Genomic DNA, 242 nt, shown 5'->3' on the forward strand with positions numbered 1-242 from the left:
GATATTCAATAACCGAAAAAATACCTGATGCATCAACAATTAGTCAAAATAGAATTCGAAGATTTAAGGATACTGATATTGCACAAAAAATATTTGATAATATAGTGCTCCAAGCTATGGAGAAAGGGTTAGTTAGTGGTAAAATTCTTTATTCAGATTCAACACATATCAAAGCAAATGCTAATAAGCGCAAATTTGAGAAAGTTGAAGTTACTGTAACACCTAAAGATTATATTGAAGAG

At 29.8% G+C, this 242-nt stretch carries 1 protein-coding gene; it reads left to right on the forward strand.

What is annotated here, in order from left to right; all coding sequences use genetic code 11:
- A partial coding sequence (locus CPJCM30710_RS17625; RefSeq protein WP_212905406.1) for a transposase occupies positions 1-242 on the forward strand: 242 nt, incomplete at both ends.

The sequence above is a fragment of the Clostridium polyendosporum genome (assembly GCF_018332455.1).
Lineage (GTDB): Bacteria > Bacillota > Clostridia > Clostridiales > Clostridiaceae > Clostridium_AY > Clostridium_AY polyendosporum.